This is a genomic window from Candidatus Roizmanbacteria bacterium, from assembly GCA_016700135.1.
Taxonomy (GTDB): domain Bacteria; phylum Patescibacteriota; class Microgenomatia; order UBA1406; family GWC2-37-13; genus UBA1450.
This window is the reverse complement of record CP065004.1, coordinates 802,028-819,316: the sequence shown is the minus strand read 5'-3', so window position 1 is coordinate 819,316 and position 17,289 is coordinate 802,028. Positions and strand designations below refer to the sequence as shown.

The following is a 17,289-nucleotide window of genomic DNA, read 5'->3' as shown; positions in this document are numbered from 1 at the left end:
CCGTTACTTGTACATGAGACCTCTCCACCGGCGATTAACTAACGAGAAAAGAAAATTATAAGCAACAACTAATAACACTCACTACCACTTCACTACTCCGACTTTCACCTTCCTGAATCTGGCCGGACTTGCTCCATGCCCCGTATACATCACCTGACTCGGCTGGCCTTTACCGCAATTCGGAGTTCCCCAGACAGTCCACTCATCTCTTCCGCATATCGCATCACAGGAATTCCAGAACTGCGGAGTGATTCCCTGATATGTGGGGTTTCTGAGCATTCTGCCTTTTTTACCGTTTTTTATTTCCCATCCGATCTCAGTCCCGAACTGAAAATTGTATCTCTTGTCATCAATACTCCAGGATCTGTTCGTAGACATCAAAATCCCGTATTCCGTGTCTTTGATAAGATCATCCAAGGTCCAGGCTTTTCCAGTTCCTTCCTCACCTCCCGGCTCCAGGTTAATATTGGTCATGCGTATCATCGGCAATCTACTCCATGATGAAGCACGGACTGTGCCGTTTGATCGTTTATTATATTTCGGATTAATTTCATGGAGTTTTGAAACGGTATCACGCGACGTGATATAATCCTGAAAAATGCCGTTTTTTACCAAATACGTGCGCTGTGCGGGTACACCTTCATCGTCGTATCCGAATGTCCCCAATCCTCCGGGTATGGTCGCATCTGCAGTCAGGTTGACAATATCGGAACCGTATCTGAAATCAAATAATTTGTCAGGTGTCAAAAAGCTGGTGCCGGCATATGAGGCCTCATACCCGAGGGCCCGATCAAGTTCTACGGCATGTCCGCAGCTTTCATGAATCTGAAGAGCAAGTTGATTTCCGTCCAGGATGAGATCGAATTCCCCGCTCGGACACAAATCTGCCGTGAGCAAGTCAACTGCTTCCTGACCGACACGCGGTGCATTTTCTACGAGATCTAAATCCCGTACTAATTCGAATCCCCTGGTCTGATTCTGCCCCCGAAAAGAATTTGGGTATGAGCGGTTTTGAAACTCTGTCCCGTCTACGGCTGATGCTTCAATCCCCGCCCCAGTCCAAATGATTTCCTGTTCGATTTTTGATCCGCTTGTTGAAACAAAATATTTCTTTTCCCGATTGGCCTGATAAGATGCCTGTGAAACGACGATTTTATCGCTGACTCTCAGCGCTTTATCAGCCGCAACAAGAAGTTCAAGTTTCTCTTCCGTCGGTACCTGAAACGGGTCTTCCTGAAAAGGAGTTTTGTACGAACCCTGAACCGGTTTCGAATTATCGAGCTTTACGTCAGTTGTCTTGTGCTTTAAAGAAGCATCGGTAATTGCAAGTGCTTTTGCGATTGTTTCGTCTACACCCATAGTCGACATGTCATGAGATGCCGCAAAGCCCCAAACACCGTCTTTCAGAATCCTGACATTGTAACCTTTTGAGGAGGATGAAGAAAGTGCTTCAACGACTCCGTCTTTTGTGGCAATATCTTCTGATTCCTGTTCTACAATCCTTACATCGGCATAATCAACATGTGAAGGTATTTTCGAGAGGATGCCGTCTGCATCATTGAGCATACTTACATTATAATTCATAACCTTATCATTTTCATGTCCACTAATTATCTCCTTTTAAGATTAAAAGTGAGTAAGAATCTGTTACAATTCTGAAATTATGGAACCGTATTTCTATGAAACTAACCAACCCGGACAACCTGATCGTATTGAACTGTTGAGACAAAGGGCTGAGGATTATCTCCGCATGGAAAAGCAATATCAAACCCTCGCTGCTGAGTACCGAGCAACTCCTGCTTCACAACGCTCAGACCTTGCAGCATCAATTCAGGCTTTGAACCTTCAGCTACAGACGCTGAGAAATAACTCAGGATTGATCATTGGCGGACTGCACGGACAGGAAGTCGCAGATCAGATCGTCCCCTATGATCCTGCCATCCATCAGTTTTCAATCGTTCACGGTGACGTCAGACCGGGAGATGCCATACGTTTTATGAATACAGCCCTTTGTGCATCAAACGGTACACTCTTGATAGAGGCACAGGCAATCCGGGTTTATTAAGAAACTGCAAGAAACGCTGAAATGAGCTGAGAGATTCTTTATAATAAAAGAATGGAACTGGCCACATCTCTGAAACTGTTGATTTCCCTTGCAATCGGTGCGGCAATCGGTCTTGAAAGAGAAATTCATCAAAAAAAAGATCATCATAAAAACCGTTCCGGCGCGTTACTCGGCGTACGGACATTTTCTCTCACGACCCTGCTCGGAGCCATAGCAGGGCTTCTGTATCAGGACCATCTTATTCTTACTACCCTTTTTACTGCCTCATTCATACTCATTGTTGTCAGCAATTACATCGTTACCGCATTTGTCACGAAAGAAAGCGGGATTACTACCGAACTGGCGGCCTTGCTGAGTTTTCTTATCGGAGCGTTGATCGCTCTTGAATTGTTTCCCATGACCGTGACATTGTCTCTTGCAATAGTACTCATGCTTGTTTTGGCATACAAAGATCAGGTTAAGAATGTTGTTGAAGATATTCACACCCGAGAGATTAAGGCAATTCTCAGCTACAGTATCATCGCGGTAATCATACTCCCCTTTCTCCCCAATGTCGGTATCACCGTAAAACAGATCCCGTATATCCAACAGATACTCAGTTCATTCGGTCATTCACTGAGCTCCTGGGGTGATCTTGAAATATTTAATCCGTTCAAAACCTGGCTTATCGTGGCGATCATAACAGGTGTAGATCTTGTCGGCTATATTTTAGAGCGGATGTTCGGGAAAGGGAAAGGATTAATTGTCACAAGTCTCGTAGGAGGATTTGTATCATCAACTGCAACAACACAATCACTTGCCGTCCAAAGTACTGAAACCAAGCATATCAATCATCTTGTTGCCGCCGCCATGCTTGCAACCTTTGCCAGTTTCTTTTCATTGTTTATCATAATCCTCCCTCTCAATCCTGTCTTTACCGTAACCATCATTCCGACATTGCTCATTCTTATCATAAGTTTCGGTATTGCAAGCGGCACATTCCTCTTTTTGGGCAGGAAGCAGAAACATGCGGAACTCGGTGAAGAAAGCGCCCAAAGCCGGGAGATTTTTTCGATTAAGCCGGCACTCATATTTGCCGGTCTCTATCTTTCTATCAAACTCCTTTCAAATATCGCGCTTGAGTTTTTCGGAGAAAGCGGATTCCTGGTCACCGCGGGTCTTGCCGGTTTGACAGGACTTGATGCCATGACCATCAACATTGCGGAATTGTCGCGTCAGACAATAGAAATGAAGACGGCCGTACTGGCATTTCTCATTGTGAATGCAGTCAATTTGCTTGCTAAAACCTTCTATATTTTCCTCCAGGGTAAACGGGAGTTTGTGTTGAAGTACGGAGTAACGATGATGATTATCATCGTTCTTTCATTTGCCGGACTCTGGTTTCTGTGATCAGCGAAGCGATAAAATCGGATCCTGTACAAGCTGATATCCTGCTTTTCGCGCTGCTTCCTGATAATCTGCCATACATTGACCGACGAACGCACCTCCGACTTTTATACCTTTCAGTTCAATCGCATAAGGTTCAAATGACGAAGCGTCTTCGATCATTCTGAGATTAATTCCTGCCTCTTCAAGAGCCTGTATATGACGAAGAATCCGCTGAGCATCTTTCACCTGTTCAAGTTCCGCCTGCTTCTGACCGTTTGCAACTCTTTCCAGTGACTGACGGTGCACAATGTCGACACCGAAGCCCCGATACATTTCAGGAGTAAAAAATGTTTCTGTAGCGGTTTCCATATTTATGATTACTGTTTACTTTCTAGATATTTTTTCCCGTGTCCTACTTTGGTATTGATTGGTCTTGATTTGATACGATCGGGAAGCTCATCCTCATTCCAGGCTTCGGCTTTCAAAACTCCCAATGCATCAAACGGGGCTCCGACAGACTCCGCGTTGACTCCGTCAGGATTTCTGTTTACCATGACACAAACGGCTGCCACATTGCCACCGGTCTCTCGAACAAGATCAACAACTTTTTTTACCGATCCTCCTGTTGTGGTTAGGTCTTCAATGACAAGAATATTTTTTCCGCGAATAAGTGAGTCATATCCCCGGGTAAAAGCCATTGATTTATCGGGCATTTTCTCTGCATATACACCAAGTATTTCTTTTCCTTTCAACTGTGTCAGATGATAAGCTGTCCACGTCGAAAGGATAATTCCTCCCAAAGCCGGTGCCGCGACAACATCAATATCGGCATCTTTGTATTTCTCAGCAAACAATTTCCCAACCTCACTCACTTCCTGAGGATGAGGATAAATGGCATCTTTATTTACATACACTTCTCCGTGTTTGCCGGATGTATAGACAAAATGATCATCCGTCATTACTGCGTTCACTTTTTTCAAAATTTCGATGATATCCATATTACATGCGGAAACTGTTAATCGCATCTCTCAATCTCATTGCCTCAGCCACCGGATTTTGAGCATAAATGATACTCCGGCCGGCATTGATGATCAGACCTCTCTTTTGCGAATTAAGACCAAATTTCACGGTTGTTTCCAATTCTCCGCCTTGTGCACCTATTCCCGGAACAAGGAAAGTCATGTCACCCGTAATCTGACGAATAATTCCGACTTCCTGCGGATTTGTGGCACCGACTACCAGCAATACATTATTATTTGCATTCCACTCATGAGCGGCTTTATATGCAATCACTTGATAAAGCGGCATGACCGTATTGTTGTATTGTACCGGTAATCCCTGAATTTCAATGGCACCGGGATTGGTATTTCTGCACTGAACGATTACCCCGATTTCTTTCATTTTGAGAAAATCATCGATTGATTCTTTCCCCAGATATGGGTGGAGTGTTATTGCATCCGCGTGTAAGTAATCAAATGCATAATTTATATACCCTACATTACTGTTCCCGATATCACCTCTTTTTGCATCAAGGATTACAAGAGTATCCGGATAACGTTCTTTGACATAATCACAGGTTAATTGTAATTGAGCTATCCCCGAAGCTCCTACCGCCTCAAAAAAAGCAGAATTCGGTTTGAACGCCATCGCATACTCCTGAGTCAGATCAATAATATATTTTGAAAATTCAAAAAGCGGCTGCTCTTTTAATTGAAAAATGGAAGGAAGTTGTTGACGGACGGGATCAAGTCCTATACAAAGAAGAGAGTTTTTTTTATCAATCGCGTTATTCAGTCTGTCAATGAAAGACATGCTTTATTATACAAATACTGAAGATTCTTTGCAGATCAAAATCCTTCGACAATCTCAATAAGCTCGCCGATATCATCAATGACATAATCCGGCTCAGTATCAACAATCCGGTCACCGTGAAATCCGTATGTCACTCCCACCGTATGGGTTTCGGCATTTTTTCCTGCTGCAACATCTACCGGGCTATCCCCGATCATGATCGCATCACTCGGGTGAACATTGAAAAAATCCAGTGCTTTTTTTATACCTTCCGGATCAGGTTTCGGTGTCGTCACATCCTCAAATCCGACAAAAAAATCTATGAGCGGAAAAAGTTCTGCTTCTTCCAGTGTCTCAATTGCCGTATCCCGTGCACGGGTCGTCACGGCCGCTATTGAGATCCCTTTTTGACGCAGTGCTTCAAGCGTGCTGAGGGAATGAGGAAAAGCCACGGCAAGTCCTGCGTTTTCAAACTGATACTTTCGGTGCGCCTCCATAAATGGGTTTACAGCATCAAGTCCGGTAATTTCACGATACGTATCCTCTAACGATTTCCCCATCAAATGACTGAGTTCTTCACGGGAAAGCAGATTATGGTTATGTCTTCCCAGACTGTGTTCATATGCCTGATAAATGTACTCAGAGGTATCAATAAGTGTCCCGTCGACATCAAAAAGTACTGCTTGAATTTTCATAGGTGTCCTCAATCATATCACATCAACCCGTCCGTCAGCACTTCCTTTTTCGAAATTAGCAAGAAGCCGCATTGTTTCCTCTGCAATTTTTTTCACTGATGCGTCAGAATAAAAAGCTATATGCGGTGTGATGATTACATTTTCAAGTCCAAGAAGCGGATTGTTTTTACTAAATTCCTTTTCTTTTTCCAGAACATCAAGTCCCACCAGTCGGAATTTTGCAATATTTTTAATCAGAGCTTCAGTATCAATAAGTTCTCCGCGTGCAGTATTGATCAGGACAACTCCGTCTTTCATCTTGTTAATAGATTCCTGATGTATCATATGCTTTGTACTGTCAAGAAGCGGCGCATGAAGTGTAATAATATCGGATTCTTTCAGTAGTTTGTCAAGCTCAACATATTCAAACCCGAGTTCTTTTTGTGCCTGATCGTTTTTGTAAACATCATAAGCTAGCACCTTCATCTCAAACGCATTGGCGCGCTTTATCACTTCCAATCCGATTCGCCCTGTTCCGACAACTCCCAATGTTTTTCCTTTGAGTGCTACTCCCATGTGTCCGTTGTAGGAAAATGTACCGGCTTTGATTTCCTTTTGCGTACTCAGAATATTTCTCGTTCCGGAAAGGATTAATGCAAATACATGTTCCGCGATATTGAATGAACCGTAATCAACGATATGGTATACGGCTATCCCCTTTCCCCGGCAGTACTCAATATCGATATGGTCAGTCCCGACGGTTCGGGTGATAAGAAGTTTTAGGTTCGGGAACTGAGACAATGTTTTCGCATCTGCCTGTGAAGCTGTCTTTATACTTACCGCCTCGGTTTCTTTCTGCAATGATTCGTCACAAGCTTGTAATGAAGTTTCTTTTTTTTCACCCGGCAAATATTTGTTCAGTTCCCGGTCAACGTCAAAATGTATGATATTCATGATATTCATTATACCGTTTTAAGTTCAAATTTTGTATAATGCTGCTCTATATGCCGTCAAAAGAACAAAGACTTCAGGTTGCGTTGAGCCATCTCATCGGGAACCTCCCGTACCGGGAGCGGGATGAATTGCCTGATTTTGTCGGAAAGATGCCTCCTGAGGGTGTGGAATGGTGGCTCACCTGGGCACAAGGAGCGATCGAGCGAAGGCGAGCTCAAAACGCACTCATAAATAAGCTGCAGCAGAAAGCCGTACTGCAGAGATTTTCAACCAAGGCGCTGGAAAAATTTCTAGGTCAGTTTTCAGCTGAGGGAATTGATGAATGGTCTCAGGATATTGAAGCGGACCATTTTCCGCTGGCAGTCATTCAACGGCAAAACGAAGACCTGCAGCTTGAATCAGCGCGTACACCCACAGAAGTGTTCCATGACCTTTTTCGGGAAATCCGATGGGTCAATAAACATGTGGCACCGGCACTTCACACAATGGAGGGGATCGGACCTTTGCTGTACAATCTTGCCACAGTCGCTCATGAACAGTGTTTATTGGATGATGTCGGTATATACAAAGGGCAGCTCTACATACCAAAAAACGGTAAGTATGTCCCTCAACAAACCGAATTATTTTGTCCGTTCGATTATACGGGTGTCTATTCCGGCCTTATGCTGACTGATTACCATGAATCATTCGGGGTTGCCGCCTTCCATTCGAGCCCCCGGAGGGAGTCACAATTACCTGCACGTACACAATTTTCAATCGTTACCATGCAGGATCCCGAACTGAGAAATATGCAGCAGCTGAGGATGCTGTTTTATGACGAAAACAACATGCCGGGAACATCTGAAAGCTGTTCCACGATCGTCGGAGATCTAACGACACTCGAAGACGGATTTTTGACGAATGAAGAATCTTTTGTACTCAAGCAGAATATTCAGAAAAATCTATTCTACCGTGAAGCCCGATAAGAGGTTCTCAAGTTCCCGTTCTCCAATAATCTTATCTTCCAGCAGCACCTGTCTGAAACCTTTTCCAGATTGTATCGTTTTCTTTACGACTTCGGCGACTTTGTCATACCCCAGGATCGGCACTAAAAGCGTCGAATAGGCAGTCGAGCTTTCAAGATGGTTCCGACAGGTTTCGGGATCTACTGTGAGCCCCCTGATACACTTTTCCGTGAATTGATCCACGCCTACAATAAGCAATTTGAAAGAAGTTATCACTGAATCAGCAACAGTCGGGAACATGACGGCAAGCTGAAGATCCGAAGTCTCATTGGCCATCTGCACCGCCAGATTTTTGCCTGATATCTGGTAATAAATTTGATTCATAACTTCAGGTATGACAGGATTGACTTTCCCCGGCATAATGGAAGATCCTTTTTGCAGAGGCTGCAATATATATTCCCCTATTCCTCCGCGGGGTCCGCTGGTTAAAAAACGAATATCATGTGCGATTTTTGACAGATCACCGGCCAGAAGTGTAATAAGATTACTGAGATGGACAAAATCAGACGTTGTAGAGGTGAAGGAAAACATATTTTCGGCCGGTTTAAATCGGATGCCCGAATCCTTCACCAATTTATTAAGTTCTTTATACAGTTCTCTCCTGAATTGGCGTGAGGCATTCATACCGCTTCCGATTGCCGTACCGCCTAAATGTATTTCATACAAATAGGGTTGAAACTCGGTAAGCCGGCGGATATCGCGGTCAACAGTCCCCTTCCACGCTCCGATTTCTGAACCGACCGTGGTCGGAATGGCATCCTGCATATGCGTACGTGCAAGCTTTTTGACATGACCGTACAGTTTTATTTTTTTATCATATGCTTTTGAAAGTTTCTTCAGTTTTTCCATCAATGTATGGGAGAGCTCGAGACAGACAATCCGCAAAGCCGTAGGATTGACGTCATTGGTAGATTGACCCATATTGACATGATCATTCGGATGAACGGAAGTTTTAGCTAGTTCCGAAGCTCTTGAGGCAATCACTTCATTCACATTCATGTTGATCGAAGTTCCCGCTCCACCCTGAAGTGAGGATACCGGGAACTGGTCATCGTGTTTCCCGGCCAGTATCTCATCACAGGCTGTGATGATTGCATCTTTACGTTTCGTATCAAGCTCATTCACCTTATGATGAGCACTCGCTGCTGCCTTTTTTATGACTGTGATCGCATACACCAGCTCAAGTGAAACTTTTGGCACATCGAATGGAAAGTTCTCAAGGGCATGGTTCGTTTGTTCACCGTATATTTTCATGAAGTAAGTATAATGCTCTGAAAGCGTATCCCAAATACATCAAAACGCTGTCTATTTCACCCAGGGATATTTCTCTACCTTGCCGGAGGCTGTCCGGTGATATTTACCGAATTCCTCGATCTTCTTCAACTTCTCTCCGTCAATTACCGGTCCCTCGACACACATACGCCAGCCTGTGGGATCGACACTGCATTGTCCGCAAATGCCGAATCCGCATTTCATATATCGTTCAAGTGAGACTTCAAACGGAATATTTTTTTCCCAGCAAATTTGTGCGATCTTCAGTTCCATAATTTCCGGACCGACCGTGTAGACTTTGTCGTAACTTTCTTTCTCAGCATTTGATTTGAAAAGATCGGTATTGAAGCCTTTGTATCCTTCCGATCCGTCATCCGTCGAGGCGTGAACCAGGACTCCGATCTCCTCCATCCACTCTTTAAACAGTAATTCCTGTTTGTTCCGGGCTCCGATGAAAAGATGTACTTTATACTCTTTTTTCCGGGCTTCCTGTGCCAAATACGACAACGGCACCATTCCGTATCCGCCTGCAACCATTGCGATCTGTTTTCCTTTTTCAGGGAGTACAAATACGGATCCGTACGGCCCTCTGAATCCGAGCAAATCTCCCTCTTCCATCATATGCATGGCTTTTGTGCTGTCGCCGACTGCCGCAACAGAGATCCGAAATCCCTTACCCTCTTTTTTGATAATGCCAAACGGCTTCTCATCAAAACCCGGAATCCAGCACATCACAAATTGTCCCGGCTCTCCCGGAAAATCATAATCAAAAACATACGTCTTCACTCTCTCACTTTCCGTGATTATTTTTTGTATCGGCAATGCTAATGGTTTGTCAATTTTTTTCATAGACTTGATTTATTTTCGCGGAACAGGTGGCCGAGCTGGAGGGTTCCCGACAGCGCGCAATGGAATGAGCACTGGCGGGAGGATAAAGCGAGGGCGGAATCTGGAACACAACAACGTGCCCTAACATTTATGTGCAATCCCTCTCATCTCCTCCAACGATTTATAACCGTTCTGATCCATAAAATTCTCCATCTCCTCAGTCACTTTTCCGAAAACATCAATACCCCGGTAATACACTCCCGAACCGATCCCGACGGCCGTTGCTCCGGCCATAATGTACTCTATCGCATCCTCACCAGTATTAATGCCTCCCGTCCCGATAATCGGAATTTTAACGGCTTCATACAGATTGTAAACCGCCCGAACACCTACCGGTCTGATCGCTGGACCCGACAAACCGCCGAATGTATTTTTCAAAATCGGTCGCTTAGTATGGATATCAATAATAAGCCCGGACAGCGTATTAATGGCTGTAATTCCGTCTGCTCCTGCAGCTTCCGCCGCTTTTGCGACAGTAACAATATTCGAAGCATCAGGTGAAAGTTTCACAAAAATTTTCGTCTTGCCGCTGGTTTTTTTCACAAGTGTAACCGCCCGTTCAGTGACACGAGGATCCATTGCAAACATACAACCGAAATCATCCTCAGTATTCGGACAGGATAGATTTAATTCAAGTGCTAACGGCTCTTTTTCTAAAAGTTTTTCAGCCACTTTAGCAATATTATCGACCGTATCGGCAAAACAACTCGCGATAACCGGGATATGAAGAATTTTTTTCATTTCTTCAAGGTGCGCTGCGCCTTCCTCTGCTCCGGGATTGGAAAGCCCTACGGCATTCGTAATCCCCTCTCCCCACGAATACACTGTCGGATTTTTATGGCCCGTTCGGTCAGTCGGCCCGATTGATTTCATCGTCACAGCTCCAGCACCGTGTTCTTCTACAAATTTCAATGACGAAGCGCTTACTCCCATAATTCCTGAGGCTAGTATGGTGGGATTTTGAAGAGAAATTCCGGCGAGACTAACTGAAAGATTTGCCATATTTGGTTACATCATACCACGAAATTAATAGTTTTTGATATCTCTTAGGCTGGATTTCTAACTGACTGAAATGCGCGAGTTCTGCGATTTTTTTGCGACTTGGGAGGTGCGCGGTAAATCTATCGATGTAGCGAAGTATCCAAAATTTGTGAATGAAGTGGATGTTCAAGCTGACAAAAATCGGCGAGTTCACTTCTGAACAAATTTTCGATTACAAGCGTATACAGCTGGATCGCGGTCAAGCCCGGGATGACATCACAAATCTGTATTACAATTGCACACTCTCTTCTCTCACAATCATCTTCCCGTCATCAATAGTCACCACATTAAAATATCCCCTCTTGTGATCTTCAAAAGTCGGCTTCTCTTGTCCGGGCAATAAACCGAACTGCAGACACGTACTGGCCACCGAACTATACCTTACTCCGTCTTTTAGGACAGTTGTTCCCCGATGCACATGCCCGAAAAAAACACCGTTAATCCTGTCTTTGTATTTCGCAAAAAGCTGATGTAACCGGTCCCCTTCAAAAAGGAGCATATCGCGATCGATCCACGGACAATCCATCGGCAGAAGCGGAAAATGAATAAAAACCGTTATCGGCTGATCCTTTGACAATTCCTTTTCAATAATCTCAATCTGTTCATCAGAAATCGTTCCGTGAGGATCGATTTCCCTGGCTCCCCGGCCGTCCAGTACCAGAAAGCTTTGTCCGTTTTTCTCAAAATGATACACGACTCTATTTGCCATCAGATCTGTCTTTTCACCCATGTTCAAAAACGTTCTGACCATCACATTGTCATCATGATTTCCCGCCACATAATAAAAAGGAATCGACATATTCTGAACCGTTGATTGAAACAAGGCATATGATTTTTCATCCGGATCGGCAGCTATATCTCCCGTATGAACGATAAAATCAGGTGTAAAAGGCAAAGAAGAAATCGCCTCAAGTACTTTTTCAAACGGGTGAAAAGTCTGTACTCCCTGTAATGTAAAGTCTTTTGAAGGACCGATATGAGTGTCTGAGATGTGAATAAATCTGATCATGACATGATCCACTTTTTAAACTTTTCATACGGCCATGTATTCACTACTCGGGTAGGTGAAAGCCAACCCCGACGCGCTACATACACACCGTATTTCATCCAATCCATGTTTGATGCAGCATGCGCATCGGTGTCAATAATAAATTTGGCACCCATTTCTTGTGCTTCTCTGACAAGAGTATCGGGCAGATCAAGCCTTGAAGGACCGGCATTGATTTCAAGTGCGATATCATGTTCAACTACATGTCGGAATACCTGATCCCAGTTGACGTCGATCCCTTCTCGAGAACCGAGAAGACGTCCTGTCGGATGACCGAAGATACGTACTTTCGGATACGAAAGTGCCTTAAGCACGCGGGCAGTCATCTCCTCAGTCGGCATCCTAAACGAACTATGTACTGAAACGATCAGGTAGTCCACATATTCAAATGCCTTTTCAGGAAGTGCGATTTCTCCTGAAGGCAGAATATCCACTTCCAGTCCGATAAAATATGGTATTTTTGATGATGAAAGAATTTGATCTATGTGTTCTTTTCGGTCTTTCATAATAGTACTTATTTCTTCGGATGACAAGCCGCTTTGTTTCGGATTGTGGTCGGCAAAACCGATGTACGAATATCCCAGTGAGACACCTTTCTCTACCAGTTCATCGTAACCGTTTATACCCAGATCATGCGAAGGCTTGAGATCATACGAGCCGTGTATATGGAAATCACCTTTAATATCATCCAATTCTATGATTGAAGGAAGTTGCTTCGATTTAGCTTGTTCAATCTCTCCAGTGTCCTCCCGCATCTCAGGCGGAATGTACTGAAGCCCCAGGAATTCATATAACGATTGTTCCGTTTCAAACGTCAAAATTTCTTCTCCGTCCGGATGTTTTGACTTGGTGACTCCTTCGCCTTTTGCTTCCAATTTCGTACCGCGGGCAGCCTTCAAACCGTATTCGGACAAGGAATATCCCTTTTTCAATGCATACTCGCGAAGTCTGATATTGTGAGCTTTACTTCCCGTAAAATACTGAAGCATAGAACCGTAACTTTCCTTTTCCTGCACACGAAGATCCATACGGACATTGCCCGCCGCAAGGATTGAGGCTTTGCGATCACCTGCTCCTTCAATAGATCGTTTACCCGGATACTTAAGAAAATGATCCACTATTTTTTTCGAGTCATCTATCTCCGCCATAACTGAAATATCAATATCGCCGATTGTTGATACCCGTCGGCGCAAAGATCCCAATAAATCTATCTGCTGTACTTCTTTCAGTTCTGCAAGATGTTTTGAGATTTCTTCAGAAACTTCAAATGCATACGGCAACGGCATGCGCTCCTCTCTCCTATCGCGTCTTTCATACACGTCCAGTGCTTCAATAATATCGTCCTGAGATTTTTGACCGAAACCTTCAAGTTCTGCTATCTGTCCGGTTTTTGCAATATTTCGAAGATCACCGATCACGGTTTCTTCATCAGTTATCCCAAACTGCATCATCAAGCGGAATGCTTTCTTGGGGCCAATACCGGGCACATCCATCAGCTTAAAAACGGATGGCGGTATTCCTTTCAGCACCTGATTAAAATGAGATGATTCCCCTTTTTCAAAAAATTCTTCGAGCGCCGATCCGATACCGGGACCGATACCCGGCACTTTGTAGAGCTTCCCTTCCTGCCAGATGTCACGAATCTCACGTGAAAGGTGTTCGATGGCATCTGCCGCTTTTTCGTAAGCAATAATGCGGAAGCGGGAAACTTTCCCGTCTTTTGAAGTGGGGTCTCCTATAAGAGTATATGCTGCTGCAATGTTTCGAAGAAGTCGTGCTACCTGTTTATTTGAATATGTATCTTCAGCCATGGATATAGCTATTATAGCGAAAAAAGCAACAAAGGCGCTGCAGAAAATTACTATTTTTTGAGTTCAGTCTGAGGTATAATAAGAGTGAAAGATGACCCGCATTGAGCAATTACTACAGGCACGTCAGGAATCCGGATACCGTTACGGTGAGCACGATCTTGTCGTTTGTGAGGAGACACTTCTTGAACCGTTTTCAACAAATCCGGGCAAATCGGCAAGTATTTTACTTCAAGGTGAAAACCCCTGTCTTTCACAGCTTCCCCTTTTCAGTGTCCGCAGCCGGTTTGCACAGATCGGTTTAAATATGACCGGACTCCACAACAATGGTGATAATACCTTTATCGGACATGTCATAAATCACGGGCCTCGGCCTGTACATATTGATCAGGACATGCCCTTCACTACTCTCTTTGACCCTTCTCTTGCAGCTCATGGAGATCAGCTTCTTGATGCAGTGAGGCATTGCATTGAAGTATCGGGAAACGGTTTTGTCATTGCTGATTCACGGGGTGCGGTACAATGGAGACCAGGACAAAGACCCTGCTGCACTGACCACTATGATTTACTCGGGATACATATCAATAAAGAAGAATTCTATGAAGTCGATCCCGACGGTCCCGAGATTCATATGCCCCAAAACGGCAGCGTACGGAAAGCCGTATCGCAGTTTTTGCGTCCCGTTCAGGGGGATTCTGCCGAACACCCGTTTGCAGTCACCTCTACTCTACCGGTGAGCCTCGGCGAAATGTATCTCACACTGATCACACATCATTATGATCCGTTGTATCACCTCTCTTCGGTGGTCATCAAGCCGGGATCAAACTGGCAAAGCTCAAACGGTGACAATTCAGGAATTCGCTGTGAATATTTTTCACTTCCCGGTCTTCCCGTACAACGTCAGGACTTGCCTGAGTATGTATTTTTCACTGTACATCCGGACGGGAAATGGTAAGATTACTCTATGATCTTCAAAACTCAATTATCTGAACAAATAGCAAAAAAACAATCCAATATTTGCGTCGGATTGGACTCGGACTATGAGAAACTTCCTGAGTCCGTCAAAAAAGATAGTTCACTCGCTGATGCCGTTTTTCAGTTCAATAAAGAAATCATTGATGCGACGGCGGATATTACGCCTGTTTATAAGCTGAACATGGTCTGCTATGCGGGATATGGGATAGACGGTCTTATAGCTCTTAAAAGAACCAATGAATATATCAAAAAAAACTATCCGGAAATAAAGATTATTGTTGATTCCAAGCGAAGTGAGATGAAGCGGACAGCTGAACTGGCCGCGAAAGAACTGTTTGATGAGTTTCTTTTTGATGCCACAACCGTGACTCCGTGGTTTGGGTTTGATACGATTGAACCCTTTTTGAATTATAAAGATAAAGCGGTATTTGTCCTCTGTCATGACTCCAATCCGTCAGCAGGAGACCTGCAGGATGTCACATTGCAGTCTGGTGAAAAACTGTATGAATATCTCACAAAAATGGTAGTCGGGAGCTGGGACAAAGTTGGCAACATTCTCGTCGAAGGGCCTCTCACCTACCCTGATATATTGAAACGAATCATCGAACTTTCACCTGATGATCAGTTTTTTCTTGCCGCGGGATTGGGTGCGCAAGGAGGAAATATCGAAGATCTAAAGCTTTTTCCGAACAAAGATCGGTTTGTCGTCAACGCTTCACGGAGTGTTATTTTTGCATCACCTGCAGAAGACTTCGCAGAAAAATCACATGAGGTTGTTGAAGAATACCGAAAAACAATCCGATTATTCTTCGAATAAGTGCATAATTCCTTCCTGCTCAATGGAATGAGTTGCTTCGTCTGCGCCTTTCTGAAGTGCTGTTTCAATAGTATCTCCGTTGACACGTGACGCCAGGAATGTCCCGGCAAAAATATCTCCCGCTCCGGTGGAATCCACAGCTTCAGTATTTTTTGTAGTTACGCGGCACTCCTCTTTCCCCTGATGCAGATACACGGCACCGTCTTTATCAAGTTTCACGATCACATGCTCAATATGCTTCATTTCATCTTTCAACAGTTCATATTCCAGTCGATTTACGAAAACCATATCAGGATACTGCATGTTTTTGATTATTTGTTTTTTCATCCGGGGATTCTTTACAAATGAAAGTTCGGTATCTGTAGACAGCAGTGTGTGTTCACCTTTGTTTTCTTTCACATATTCGATGAACACTTTCTGGTACTCAGGCGGCATTGTAGCAACATGAATGATCTCGGCATTTTCAATCCACCCTTCCGGGATATCATTCGGGTTGAGATCCTGAGCGACACCTTTTTTCAAAACCACATCACGATCCGTCGGATCATTCAATGAGAAATACGTCTGAATGGATTTTGCCGTTTCTTTGTCGGGGATGATATGAACGCCGTCTTTTACGACACGGGACAGTAAAAATTCAGGATCAAAATCATAACCGATTCGGGTCACAAGTCCGACATTTGAAGTGAGAATTGACGCGGCACATGCGACAAAATATGCTGCACCGCCGGGCAAGGTACTCTGAGATTTTGGGGTAATATTGATGTCAATGTTGGTGTAGCCAATAATGACTAGTTTTGGGTAAGGTGACATTGTTCTCTTATTCTATCAAATACTTCGGGCATTTCATCCCAATCGGCAGCATAAATCCCGAGTGATTCATCAGGAATGAATTTACCGGATTCAAGTGCAGGGACTGTCAGCGGTCCTTTATATAGAATCTGCATAATATCTAACTTCCCTGCCTCCTGATTGTGCGCTGCAATTGCACGTGCAGTACTGAGACTGTCATCGACAAGCACAATACCCTTCGGTGAAATGCCTTTAATGGCGCAAAGCGTTTCTATTTTCCACTCTGTTTGTGAAAGGGGAACTGAATTCGGTCTGAGAATTACCGGTCTTTCAGGAAAACCCAAACGCTGAGTAAGATCTCGTTGGGTCGCAGCCAGGGTGCGTTCCGTACCGGGCTTTGCAGTGACAAATCCCAGCAGTTCTCCCCCGTTCAGGAGTGTCTTAACAGTCTTAGGATGATACAGATTTGCTTTCTCGTTGACGAATTGTCGTTCACGCACCCGTTTCATAATCTCTTCCCATTCATCGGCCGACATGCCGAACACGCGTGCATACTCTGCTGTGCCGCCTGCTGCTTTAATTTCTTCAAGAGTCGGCAAAGTTCCCTGAAAACCTGCAAGTTTCGCTCCCCGTGAGACAAACATTACATGTCGTCCGACGGTATCAACGACCGTTTCATCAATATCTGAAACGATACCGAATCCGGCATCCATTTTCTGGAAATGCTGTTGCATCTCATAAAGTGCCTGTGCGTTTTGTCTTTCAATTGTATCAATTTGTGTTTCTATCATA

At 44.2% G+C, this 17,289-nt stretch carries 18 protein-coding genes; 5 read left to right on the top strand and 13 right to left on the bottom strand.

The features are described from left to right. Nucleotides 1-81: 81 nt before the first annotated feature. Nucleotides 82-1,566 carry a TldD/PmbA family protein gene (locus IPM65_04300; GenBank protein QQS43353.1) on the bottom strand — a complete coding sequence of 495 codons (1,485 nt, stop codon included), beginning with the start codon at nt 1,564-1,566 and terminating at the stop codon, nt 82-84. A 97-nt stretch (nt 1,567-1,663) separates the two neighbouring features. Between IPM65_04300 and IPM65_04295 the strand changes: the two genes are divergently transcribed. Together IPM65_04295 and IPM65_04290 are read left to right on the top strand one after the other, a co-directional pair. After that, on the top strand, nt 1,664-2,065 hold the full coding sequence (locus IPM65_04295) for a hypothetical protein (GenBank protein ID QQS43352.1): 402 nt from the start codon (nt 1,664-1,666) through the stop codon (nt 2,063-2,065). A gap of 51 nt (nt 2,066-2,116) precedes the next feature. Further along, a complete protein-coding gene (locus IPM65_04290) occupies nt 2,117-3,454 on the top strand; it encodes an MgtC/SapB family protein (GenBank protein QQS43351.1) in 1,338 nt (445 codons plus the stop codon). Here the strand turns inward: IPM65_04290 and IPM65_04285 are convergent, their stop codons facing one another. Genes IPM65_04285 through IPM65_04265 form a run of 5 tightly spaced genes read right to left on the bottom strand, consistent with a single transcriptional unit; the run spans nt 3,455 to nt 6,852 of the window. Beyond that, the gene (locus IPM65_04285) at nt 3,455-3,802 is read right to left on the bottom strand and encodes a hypothetical protein (protein QQS43350.1); all 348 of its coding nucleotides are present in this window, start codon (nt 3,800-3,802) and stop codon (nt 3,455-3,457) included. An 8-nt stretch (nt 3,803-3,810) separates the two neighbouring features. Continuing rightward, nucleotides 3,811-4,431, bottom strand: a complete 621-nt coding sequence (locus IPM65_04280; GenBank protein QQS43349.1) for a phosphoribosyltransferase — start codon at nt 4,429-4,431, stop codon at nt 3,811-3,813. Between the two features lies 1 nt (nt 4,432). Then, nucleotides 4,433-5,245, bottom strand: a complete 813-nt coding sequence (gene pyrF / locus IPM65_04275; protein ID QQS43348.1) for an orotidine-5'-phosphate decarboxylase — start codon at nt 5,243-5,245, stop codon at nt 4,433-4,435. A gap of 35 nt (nt 5,246-5,280) precedes the next feature. Then, entirely contained in the window at nt 5,281-5,919 is a 639-nt protein-coding gene (locus tag IPM65_04270; protein ID QQS43347.1) for an HAD-IA family hydrolase, read from the bottom strand. A gap of 12 nt (nt 5,920-5,931) precedes the next feature. Then, complete coding sequence (locus tag IPM65_04265; protein ID QQS43346.1) at nt 5,932-6,852, bottom strand: hypothetical protein; 921 nt, start codon at nt 6,850-6,852, stop codon at nt 5,932-5,934. A 50-nt stretch (nt 6,853-6,902) separates the two neighbouring features. On the opposite strand from IPM65_04265, the gene IPM65_04260 reads away from it, so the two are divergent. Further along, nucleotides 6,903-7,817, top strand: a complete 915-nt coding sequence (locus tag IPM65_04260) for a hypothetical protein (GenBank protein QQS43345.1) — start codon at nt 6,903-6,905, stop codon at nt 7,815-7,817. On the opposite strand, the gene IPM65_04255 is transcribed toward IPM65_04260, so the two are convergent. From IPM65_04255 to IPM65_04235, 5 genes are all read right to left on the bottom strand, one after another. Continuing rightward, nucleotides 7,794-9,110 (bottom strand): aspartate ammonia-lyase, encoded by a 1,317-nt coding sequence (locus IPM65_04255; GenBank protein ID QQS43344.1) that lies wholly within the window; start codon nt 9,108-9,110, stop codon nt 7,794-7,796. The two genes, IPM65_04260 and IPM65_04255, sit on opposite strands and share 24 nt — an antisense overlap. A gap of 51 nt (nt 9,111-9,161) precedes the next feature. Further along, nucleotides 9,162-9,968: a dihydroorotate dehydrogenase electron transfer subunit gene (locus IPM65_04250; protein ID QQS44718.1), complete on the bottom strand. Its 807-nt coding sequence runs from the start codon at nt 9,966-9,968 to the stop codon at nt 9,162-9,164. A 129-nt stretch (nt 9,969-10,097) separates the two neighbouring features. Then, on the bottom strand, nt 10,098-11,018 hold the full coding sequence (locus IPM65_04245; protein QQS43343.1) for a dihydroorotate dehydrogenase: 921 nt from the start codon (nt 11,016-11,018) through the stop codon (nt 10,098-10,100). Nucleotides 11,019-11,286: 268 nt separating this feature from the next. Beyond that, the gene (locus tag IPM65_04240; protein QQS43342.1) at nt 11,287-12,066 is read right to left on the bottom strand and encodes a metallophosphoesterase; all 780 of its coding nucleotides are present in this window, start codon (nt 12,064-12,066) and stop codon (nt 11,287-11,289) included. Next, nucleotides 12,063-13,916 carry a hypothetical protein gene (locus IPM65_04235; protein QQS43341.1) on the bottom strand — a complete coding sequence of 618 codons (1,854 nt, stop codon included), beginning with the start codon at nt 13,914-13,916 and terminating at the stop codon, nt 12,063-12,065. The genes IPM65_04240 and IPM65_04235 overlap by 4 nt, the downstream gene beginning before the upstream one ends. A gap of 91 nt (nt 13,917-14,007) precedes the next feature. Between IPM65_04235 and IPM65_04230 the strand changes: the two genes are divergently transcribed. Next, nucleotides 14,008-14,868: a hypothetical protein gene (locus tag IPM65_04230; GenBank protein QQS43340.1), complete on the top strand. Its 861-nt coding sequence runs from the start codon at nt 14,008-14,010 to the stop codon at nt 14,866-14,868. A 9-nt stretch (nt 14,869-14,877) separates the two neighbouring features. After that, a complete protein-coding gene (gene pyrF / locus IPM65_04225) occupies nt 14,878-15,705 on the top strand; it encodes an orotidine-5'-phosphate decarboxylase (GenBank protein ID QQS43339.1) in 828 nt (275 codons plus the stop codon). Here pyrF (IPM65_04225) and IPM65_04220 read toward each other — a convergent pair. Beyond that, nucleotides 15,691-16,518 carry a carbohydrate kinase family protein gene (locus IPM65_04220; GenBank protein ID QQS43338.1) on the bottom strand — a complete coding sequence of 276 codons (828 nt, stop codon included), beginning with the start codon at nt 16,516-16,518 and terminating at the stop codon, nt 15,691-15,693. The two genes, pyrF (IPM65_04225) and IPM65_04220, sit on opposite strands and share 15 nt — an antisense overlap. Beyond that, nucleotides 16,497-17,288 carry a hypothetical protein gene (locus IPM65_04215; protein QQS43337.1) on the bottom strand — a complete coding sequence of 264 codons (792 nt, stop codon included), beginning with the start codon at nt 17,286-17,288 and terminating at the stop codon, nt 16,497-16,499. The genes IPM65_04220 and IPM65_04215 overlap by 22 nt, the downstream gene beginning before the upstream one ends. Between the last annotated feature and the right edge of the window lies 1 nt (nt 17,289).

Bases quoted from the DNA above. Each gene is read 5' to 3' on its own strand.
- IPM65_04220 (QQS43338.1), bottom strand. From the start codon at position 16,518: ATGTCACCTTACCCAAAACTAGTCATTATTGGCTACACCAACATTGAC.
- IPM65_04255 (QQS43344.1), bottom strand. From the start codon at position 9,110: ATGAAAATATACGGTGAACAAACGAACCATGCCCTTGAGAACTTTCCA.
- IPM65_04280 (QQS43349.1), bottom strand. From the start codon at position 4,431: ATGGATATCATCGAAATTTTGAAAAAAGTGAACGCAGTAATGACGGAT.
- IPM65_04300 (QQS43353.1), bottom strand. From the start codon at position 1,566: ATGCTCAATGATGCAGACGGCATCCTCTCGAAAATACCTTCACATGTT.
- IPM65_04260 (QQS43345.1), top strand. From the start codon at position 6,903: ATGCCGTCAAAAGAACAAAGACTTCAGGTTGCGTTGAGCCATCTCATC.
- IPM65_04270 (QQS43347.1), bottom strand. From the start codon at position 5,919: ATGAAAATTCAAGCAGTACTTTTTGATGTCGACGGGACACTTATTGAT.
- pyrF (QQS43339.1), top strand. From the start codon at position 14,878: ATGATCTTCAAAACTCAATTATCTGAACAAATAGCAAAAAAACAATCC.
- IPM65_04295 (QQS43352.1), top strand. From the start codon at position 1,664: ATGGAACCGTATTTCTATGAAACTAACCAACCCGGACAACCTGATCGT.
- IPM65_04265 (QQS43346.1), bottom strand. From the start codon at position 6,852: ATGAATATCATACATTTTGACGTTGACCGGGAACTGAACAAATATTTG.
- IPM65_04230 (QQS43340.1), top strand. From the start codon at position 14,008: ATGACCCGCATTGAGCAATTACTACAGGCACGTCAGGAATCCGGATAC.
- IPM65_04245 (QQS43343.1), bottom strand. From the start codon at position 11,018: ATGGCAAATCTTTCAGTTAGTCTCGCCGGAATTTCTCTTCAAAATCCC.
- IPM65_04240 (QQS43342.1), bottom strand. From the start codon at position 12,066: ATGATCAGATTTATTCACATCTCAGACACTCATATCGGTCCTTCAAAA.
- pyrF (QQS43348.1), bottom strand. From the start codon at position 5,245: ATGTCTTTCATTGACAGACTGAATAACGCGATTGATAAAAAAAACTCT.
- IPM65_04285 (QQS43350.1), bottom strand. From the start codon at position 3,802: ATGGAAACCGCTACAGAAACATTTTTTACTCCTGAAATGTATCGGGGC.
- IPM65_04215 (QQS43337.1), bottom strand. From the start codon at position 17,288: ATGATAGAAACACAAATTGATACAATTGAAAGACAAAACGCACAGGCA.
- IPM65_04235 (QQS43341.1), bottom strand. From the start codon at position 13,916: ATGGCTGAAGATACATATTCAAATAAACAGGTAGCACGACTTCTTCGA.
- IPM65_04290 (QQS43351.1), top strand. From the start codon at position 2,117: ATGGAACTGGCCACATCTCTGAAACTGTTGATTTCCCTTGCAATCGGT.